Origin of the sequence: Oceanobacillus luteolus (assembly GCF_042678205.1) — a bacterium.
GTDB classification, from domain to species: domain Bacteria; phylum Bacillota; class Bacilli; order Bacillales; family Amphibacillaceae; genus Oceanobacillus; species Oceanobacillus luteolus.
The window spans coordinates 1-7,455 of record NZ_JBHUDE010000113.1; the positions used below are offsets into that span (position 1 = coordinate 1).

Below are 7,455 nucleotides of genomic sequence, written 5' to 3' on the forward strand. Positions count from 1 at the left end.
GAATAACCTCCCAATCTTATATGTTTATTCTAACAATAAAAAAATAAACTGCGAAGCAAGAGCCGTACGCTCTCTCACTTACACAGTTTATTTTACACTCCCTTGTTATCCATCTCATCATTAAATTTTTCAAAGAATAAATCGACTTCCTGACTATTCATGTCTTCCTCATCGGACTCAGGTAAAGGTGGCAGCTCTTCAAGCGAAGTTAATCCAAAATAAGTCAAAAAATCTTTTGTTGTACGGAATAATATAGGACGACCCACTGTTTCTTTTCTTCCCATTTCCTCGATGAGCGAGCGATTAATCAAAGTTTGTACAGGACCATCACTCTTGACTCCTCTGATTTCTTCAATCTCAGCACGGGTAATTGGTTGCCTGTAAGCAATAATTGCAAGGGTCTCCAGTGCCGCCTGTGACATTTTATTTGTTTGTGGTGTCTCCAATAATTTTTTGAAGTACTCACTATGTTCTGGTTTTGTTGTAAGATGCAAAGCATCATTTGCTTCCATGATAAGAAGTCCTCTATTTGTATTTTCGTAATCATATTTCAACTCTTCGATAATATGGGTTGCAGTTGCTTCTGATATATCCAGCACTTTACACAATTGTTTAATGGTGATTCCTTCATCTCCAGACGCAAAAAGCAATCCTTCGATTACGGCTTTATAATGACCTATTTCCACTTTCATTCCTCCATTGCATACAAATATAACGTATCAAAATGCTTTGTTTGTTTGCAGTATACCTGTTTTTCCTTCATCAGCTCCAGTAGCGCTAGAAAAGTAACGACAATATGAGACTTGGAAGGAACAGTAAACAGTTCATCAAATCGTACTCCACTTTTTGCACGTTTAACGATTGTAAGCACGTCGCGCATTCTTTCATCAATCGGAATCTCTGCCCGTTGTACTTTTGTATCTAATGGCTCGTTCCACTTTTTTCTTTCAAGCATTTTTCCAAGTGCACCGATCATATCATAAATCGTTACATCCCCTGGAACAACAGGTGGCTTCTCGATAAGTAAGTCTTTAAAGCCCATTGGGGGGCGAGTATAAGTATGTGTCGCCTCTCCTTCTTTTTCTTTTAGCTTTTCTGCCGCTTCTTTGAACTTACGATACTCAATCAAGCGCTGCATTAACTCTTCTCTGGGATCTTCCATATATTCGTCTACTTCTTCTGTCACTTCCTGTTTAGGTAAAAGCATTTGACTTTTAATGGCAACAAGGGTTGCAGCCATTACAAGATATTCACTTGCGATATTTAACTCCAATTTTTCAAACGTATAAATATATTCCATGTATTGTTTTGTGATTTCTGCTACTGGAATATCGTAAATATCAATTTCATATTGCTTAATTAAATGAAGCAATAAGTCAAGAGGACCTTCAAATTGCTCTAACTTCACCTTATAAGCTTCTTGCATTGTCCTCAACCTTTCTAAAAATCTCTTTAAAAATTTCAGTAATCTGCCCAAACAAATTTCCACGGTGTACATAAGCTATATCGTAAGTAAAGTCAAAAAGCATTACTGACTTGATTACCTATGTATCAAATAAGGGAGGTTTAAGTTATGAGTGGTGGTTACGGTGGCGGCTTCGCAGGAGGCTTTGCTCTAATTGTCGTGCTGTTCATACTTTTAATTATCGTAGGGGCAGCATGGTTCTAAACCATGTAATGTAATTCATTACTAGCATTAAGGTTGACTGCGATTAAAGCAGGTGTAAAAGCCAGCCCAGTATTGGGGCTGGCTTTTACTAGTTTTCAGCATTACATTTTTCGTAAAATTGTCTTATCTGTTCACTAGGATAGACGATATACTTTTCGCTATATAATCGTTTGATTTCCTGAACTAATTTTTTTCCAATCCCCAAATTCCGATGCGATGGGTTGACAGACAAGTCTTGGATTACAGCATGAATTCCATCCTCTATCCTGAGGCCTATAGCCCCCAGTATATCCTCATCATTTCTCCATAAATATAAATGCCAATCCGGATTTGTTTCATACTCTTTAATGTATTGCTGGAGCTTTTTTACATCCTTTTTGTCATCCGGCATAAAGGATAATAAGCCCATAGCAATTTTCTCCATATTTTTCTTATAACGAATTAACATATTAACCCCTCATTAATCTACTAAGATTCATCTTGAGTTCATTATAATGGATAACTGCCTTCTAGACATATATATATTTATGGCACTTTAATTTAAGTTTGTCAAATGAAATAAGTGGATGGAGCTCTTCAGTATCAAGTTCTGCCTATTTCAATTAGGAAACAACACAATTATACGAAATTTGAAATTATTCTGCTACTCGAACTTCTTTCATGACATCGCCATTCTTCATACTTCTCGCGATGTCCAATCCTGATGTAATTCTTCCGAAGACAGTATGTACACCATCCAAGTGCGGCTGTGGCTCATGTACTAAGAAAAATTGGCTTGAACCAGTATCTTTACCTGCATGCGCCATGGAAAGTGCTCCAGCTTCATGCTTATGCGGATTACCTTCCGTTTCACATTTGATCGTCTTACCGCTGCCTCCTGCACCTGTACCAGTAGGATCTCCTCCCTGGCTTACAAATCCAGGAATTACTCGGTGGAACGTCACTCCATCATAGAAGCCAGAATTGGCAAGTTCTTCAAAGTTTTTTACCGTGTTTGGTGCTTCTTCCGGGAAGAATTCCAACTCTATTCTTTCCCCGTTTTCCATTAAAATATAGCCTGTTTTAGCCATGCATAAACGCTCCTTTATAATTTCATTATCTTGTATAGTTTACCATTACAAGCAGTCCTTGAAAAGAAATCTCCTTTTATTCATAGGATAAATCATTTTTAATAATATCTTCAGCCGTTTCTCCCTTTACTACAAGTTTGTCTGTCCCATCCTCAACAAATACCACTGCGGGTTTGGCCAAGCGGTTATAATTACTTGCCATTGCGTATCCGTAAGCTCCTGTTGCAAAGACAGCCAATATGTCTCCAGGCTCTGTTTCTGGAAGTGGCAGATCCCAAATGAGCATATCTCCAGATTCACAAGCTTTCCCAGCGATAGAGGCTTTTTCAATTGGCTTTACTGTAGCTTTATTCGCAATGACTGCTTCATACTTCGCTTCATAAAGAGCCGGACGAATATTATCCGCCATTCCACCATCCACAGAAATATAATTTCTAATTCCAGGGATCTCTTTAGAAGACCCAACTGTATACAATGATACTCCTGCGTTGCCGACAATAGATCTTCCTGGTTCAATCCATATTTCCGGCATTAAAATGTTTAATCGCTCACTATTCTTCTTAACTGCCTCGACTATCTCATCAACGTACACATTATATTCTAGAGGATTGTCAATCTCTGTATAGCGGATTCCATATCCACCACCAAGATTTAAAACTTGCGGTTTAAAACCATCCCTGTCTAACCACTTTTCAATCTGTTCAAACAAAAGATCTACAGCGACTTTGAATCCTTCTGTCTCAAATATTTGCGAACCAATATGACAATGTAGACCCTTCAGACGAATATGTTTATGATTGTGAAGTAGCTGGAAAGCTTGATCAGCTTGACCATTGACGATATTGAATCCAAATTTGGAGTCTTCATTCCCAGTCATGATGTATTGATGAGTGTTTAGTTCCACTCCTGGCGTCACACGAAGGAGAACATCCATTGTTTTTCCTTCTTGCTGAAGAAGCTCCTCAAGAAGCTGGATTTCGTAAAAATTATCAATTACAATACAACCGATTTGGTGATCGATCGCCATCTTTAATTCATGCCGACTTTTATTGTTTCCATGCATATGAATGCGTTCTGATGGAAATCCAGCTTCCAGCGCAGTGAATAATTCACCTTGCGATACGACATCAAGGCATAATCCTTCTTGATTAGCGACTTGAACCATAGCAATACAAGAGAAAGCTTTACTTGCGTATGCTACTTTTGCTTTAACGTCGAGGTTTTCGAAAGCTTTGATGAAGCTTCTAGCATTTTTACGAATGATTCCAACATCATAAACATAAAGTGGGGTTCCATACTTTTCAGCAAGTGTCAAACTATCCACACCGCCAATCACTAAGTTACCCTTATCATTTGTGCTAAACGGATGATGATTAATTATCATAATTTGGTTTCCCCCAGTTTCCGATTTAGTAAAATATAGATTACTTTATCATATTAAAGAGGAAAACAAAAGGACAATGCTTAAAAAAACTTGAAAGCGAACACTATTCCTGTTCGCTTTCAAGTTTATTTGACAGGTTGTCGATAATTATTTTTAGGATGAACAATACTTGGTCGCGTATTTGAATATGGAACTGGAATCCGGAATATTATATGGAGCAACGCGGTTGGATTAAATGGAATTACCGGCCAAAAATATGGAGTTTTCAACGATTTTCTAGATACGACAAATAGTACGATCAATGTAATTCCAATGACAAACCCAGCTACATCAAAAATTGCCGTGGTAATTAGTAAGAAATACTTTGCCAGCTTATTCGCTGTACCCAGTTCATAACTTGGCGTTACATAAGCTCCTACTGCTGCTATTGCTACATAGAGGATGACCTCTGCAGTGAACAGCCCTACATCGATGGCGATCTGACCAATTAAGACTGCTGCAATTAAACCCATTGCAGTAGATAAGGGCGTAGGAGTATGAACAGCTGCCATACGAAGAAATTCAATACCAATATCTGCAAGAATTATTTGTATGACAATCGGAATATTACCTTCATCATTTGGTCCGATAAAAGAAATTGCTTTTGGTAGCAATTGTGGTTCTATAACAAATAGTAACCATAAAGGTAGTAAAAATAACGATGCGAATACTGCTAGAAATCTAATCCATCTAACAAATGTCCCGAATACAGGAGATTGGCGATATTCCTCCGCATGGTGCAAATGATGGAAATACGTGGTCGGGAGAATAATGAGACTTGGCGAGGAGTCCACTGTCACTAATACATGTCCTTCCAGTAAATGATTGGCTGCAACATCTGGTCTCTCTGTATAGCGTACAAGCGGAAAAACATTCCACTTTCTTTCAACAATAAATTCCTCTAATGATTTATCTGCCATTGAAAGGCCGTCTATTTCAACCTCCTTAATACGCTTTTTAATTAAATCCACAAGACCTTCACTCGCTATATCCTCTATATAACTGATACATACATCTGTTTTCGAACGCTCACCGACCTTCATCATTTCATTACGTAATCTAGCATCCCGTAATCTTCTTCTTGTTAATGCAGTATTTTCAACAATATTTTCCGTATAGCCATCTCTCGATCCGCGAATGACTTGTTCTGTATCAGGTTCTTCAGGTGATCTTCCTGGATAACTTCTTGAATCGATGGCAAAAGACTCATCGTATCCATCAACAAAAATCACGATTAAGCCCGATAGTAGTTCATCGACGGACTCATCTAATGTTTTTAGCTTAGTTACCTGTTGATGAACTAACCTATTCGTTAAGATTGCTGGAACTTCCTCTTTATTTCTTTCGCGTTCATTAAGATTCAATAATTCTTTTATTATTTCTTGAACATTGCCTCCATCACATAATCCATTAACAGAATAAAGTTGTATCTTTCTTTCTAATATGATAAGTTCTCTAAATTCAACATCATAGGAAACGCCCAAACCTAAGCGTTTCCGCATATATTCCTCGTTTTTCTTCAATTCATGATAAACACGTATTTTATTACCCATCCTATTCAACTCCAGATAGTCACTAAACTGTAACAAAATATAACCATTGAAATAGTGAACCAATTATTTTTCCAAACATTACGGCCATCAGTAGCCATAATAAAAAACCATCGACCCGAACACGTCTTAATAGAATTGGAAATACATTTAGTATCTCTGTCAGCGCTGCTGCAAGCATTCCATTGAATACTCCATGGAAGAGCCCCCATAATACAAGCAGGAGAATTGGCTCGCTCCAACTCACATCAAAGAATGAGAGATAAGTACCAAAGATCAAACCGAGAATGATGCTTGCAATATATACTTTTATCAATTTTTCTGTTTTGCTTAATTGAATTAAACGTGGAATGATTCTCAGCACGGTGATGAATGCTACAAACCCGGTCCCTACTACAATTCCACCACTGAAACCAACAAATATCTGAATGAGGTATAGACTAACTTCTTTCATCTATCCTGTTCTCGTGCAATATTAAATATTGATCTACATCAGCCTGATAATTCTCAATTTCCACCTCTAAGGGACTCGGTTCTTCATTAAAACGTTTGTTGAACCAGTGGTTGAAAAACAATAAGGTTCCAATACCTAATCCAAGAGAATATGGAACCTGGATCCAAAGAGGGAATTCATTCTCTACCCCAGTCAATATATAATGCAGCTTTTGCTGCACTTCTTGCATGCTTACATCATAATGGAAATTCATAATTGTCATCGCTGTTCCAATAAATAATAAAATCCAAATTACAACAGCAATGAATAAGTTTGCTTTTTTCTTTTTTGTCTCAATACGAATTACTGTCTGAGCTGGTCCAACTGATTGGACATCTAACTCCTTATACTCTGCCATCAACTCTTTAATAATTAAAAATGAGTCGATTACTATGATATTATTGTCTTTTTTGCTCATACGATAGATTGGTTTGTTTTCTAAAATGCTTTGTAATTCTTCAGGGGCTGCGATATAAGCAATATCTTTAAGATGCAAATGCTTATACTCCTGTAAATTTAAATTTCTTTTCATACGTAAATAGAGTGTTTTGGTCATCGCATCATCAACCTTTTAACTATCTTTTTTTTTTAGTATGACAATATGAAAGGATTTTTATCCAGAAAAACTTTTTTAGTTTATTATATAAGGAGGATAATAAGTTGAGTGCTGATTAAGTAAATTCCGTGGATATCCTCTTCTCTTCGAAGTCCGCAGTCCAAACACCTCTAGCTTACCGCAGGGTCCCGTGAGCCTCCATCAGGAGGCTCGGGGTATTTGGACTGCTACCTGCTAAGGCTAAATTAGGTACATTGAATTATGAAGAAATTCACAGCATATTTATAGAGTAATCCGCCGTGTGATTCGATTGTTTGATATAGGATTTATGCAAAAGTATTAATAAATATTTGAATTCCATTTATTCAATGCACCAAATAACATATTTCCTGGGAGCAGCCCACGATACACCGGAGACTCCTGTGGGAGGATAGGCAGAGGTGGGACCCCGCAAGGCGCTTCGCCTGAGGAGGCTCACCAGCCGCCCACAGAAAGCGAAGGTGTATCGGGGGCTGCGGACCTTCAGAAGAGACTCCCCCAATTACTTTGTGAGCAATTTGTATTGTCCTTGCAAGAGGATTTTTGCTTAAAATCAAAACCACCAGTGTGAACTGGTGGTTTGCTCTGCGGCTGAAAGCCTCTATTACCGGCCTCGGCCTAAAAGGCCCACTGAATGGGTTTCCCTTCTGCACCA

9 protein-coding genes are annotated in these 7,455 nt (G+C 38.0%); 1 reads left to right on the top strand and 8 read right to left on the bottom strand.

Annotation, left to right across the window (positions count from 1 at the left end; all coding sequences use genetic code 11):
* Positions 1-92: 92 nt before the first annotated feature.
* Together scpB and ACFSBH_RS13005 are read right to left on the bottom strand one after the other, a co-directional pair.
* Positions 93-686: an SMC-Scp complex subunit ScpB gene (gene scpB / locus ACFSBH_RS13000; protein ID WP_379597909.1), complete on the bottom strand. Its 594-nt coding sequence runs from the start codon at positions 684-686 to the stop codon at positions 93-95.
* Between the two features lie 2 nt (positions 687-688).
* Entirely contained in the window at positions 689-1,426 is a 738-nt protein-coding gene (locus ACFSBH_RS13005) for a segregation/condensation protein A (RefSeq protein WP_251510238.1), read from the bottom strand.
* A gap of 147 nt (positions 1,427-1,573) precedes the next feature.
* Between ACFSBH_RS13005 and ACFSBH_RS13010 the strand changes: the two genes are divergently transcribed.
* Positions 1,574-1,669 carry a YjcZ family sporulation protein gene (locus ACFSBH_RS13010; protein ID WP_251510237.1) on the top strand — a complete coding sequence of 32 codons (96 nt, stop codon included), beginning with the start codon at positions 1,574-1,576 and terminating at the stop codon, positions 1,667-1,669.
* 88 nt (positions 1,670-1,757) lie between these two features.
* Here ACFSBH_RS13010 and ACFSBH_RS13015 read toward each other — a convergent pair whose 3' ends face one another.
* The 6 genes from ACFSBH_RS13015 to ACFSBH_RS13040 form a co-directional block, all read right to left on the bottom strand.
* Positions 1,758-2,117, bottom strand: coding sequence for a GNAT family N-acetyltransferase (locus ACFSBH_RS13015; RefSeq protein ID WP_251510236.1), 360 nt, complete (start codon positions 2,115-2,117; stop codon positions 1,758-1,760).
* Between the two features lie 187 nt (positions 2,118-2,304).
* On the bottom strand, positions 2,305-2,739 hold the full coding sequence (locus tag ACFSBH_RS13020) for a peptidylprolyl isomerase (RefSeq protein ID WP_251510235.1): 435 nt from the start codon (positions 2,737-2,739) through the stop codon (positions 2,305-2,307).
* Between the two features lie 76 nt (positions 2,740-2,815).
* Entirely contained in the window at positions 2,816-4,123 is a 1,308-nt protein-coding gene (gene lysA, locus ACFSBH_RS13025; protein WP_379597912.1) for a diaminopimelate decarboxylase, read from the bottom strand.
* Between the two features lie 125 nt (positions 4,124-4,248).
* Complete coding sequence (locus ACFSBH_RS13030) at positions 4,249-5,715, bottom strand: spore germination protein (RefSeq protein ID WP_251510233.1); 1,467 nt, start codon at positions 5,713-5,715, stop codon at positions 4,249-4,251.
* Positions 5,716-5,737: 22 nt separating this feature from the next.
* Positions 5,738-6,166 (bottom strand): stage V sporulation protein AB, encoded by a 429-nt coding sequence (locus ACFSBH_RS13035; protein ID WP_251510232.1) that lies wholly within the window; start codon positions 6,164-6,166, stop codon positions 5,738-5,740.
* Positions 6,153-6,761, bottom strand: a complete 609-nt coding sequence (locus ACFSBH_RS13040; protein WP_251510231.1) for a stage V sporulation protein AA — start codon at positions 6,759-6,761, stop codon at positions 6,153-6,155. The genes ACFSBH_RS13035 and ACFSBH_RS13040 overlap by 14 nt, the downstream gene beginning before the upstream one ends.
* Between the last annotated feature and the right edge of the window lie 694 nt (positions 6,762-7,455).

Bases quoted from the DNA above. Each gene is read 5' to 3' on its own strand.
- ACFSBH_RS13020 (WP_251510235.1), bottom strand. From the start codon at position 2,739: ATGGCTAAAACAGGCTATATTTTAATGGAAAACGGGGAAAGAATAGAG.
- ACFSBH_RS13010 (WP_251510237.1), top strand. From the start codon at position 1,574: ATGAGTGGTGGTTACGGTGGCGGCTTCGCAGGAGGCTTTGCTCTAATT.
- ACFSBH_RS13015 (WP_251510236.1), bottom strand. From the start codon at position 2,117: ATGTTAATTCGTTATAAGAAAAATATGGAGAAAATTGCTATGGGCTTA.
- lysA (WP_379597912.1), bottom strand. From the start codon at position 4,123: ATGATAATTAATCATCATCCGTTTAGCACAAATGATAAGGGTAACTTA.
- ACFSBH_RS13005 (WP_251510238.1), bottom strand. From the start codon at position 1,426: ATGCAAGAAGCTTATAAGGTGAAGTTAGAGCAATTTGAAGGTCCTCTT.
- ACFSBH_RS13035 (WP_251510232.1), bottom strand. From the start codon at position 6,166: ATGAAAGAAGTTAGTCTATACCTCATTCAGATATTTGTTGGTTTCAGT.
- ACFSBH_RS13030 (WP_251510233.1), bottom strand. From the start codon at position 5,715: ATGGGTAATAAAATACGTGTTTATCATGAATTGAAGAAAAACGAGGAA.
- ACFSBH_RS13040 (WP_251510231.1), bottom strand. From the start codon at position 6,761: ATGACCAAAACACTCTATTTACGTATGAAAAGAAATTTAAATTTACAG.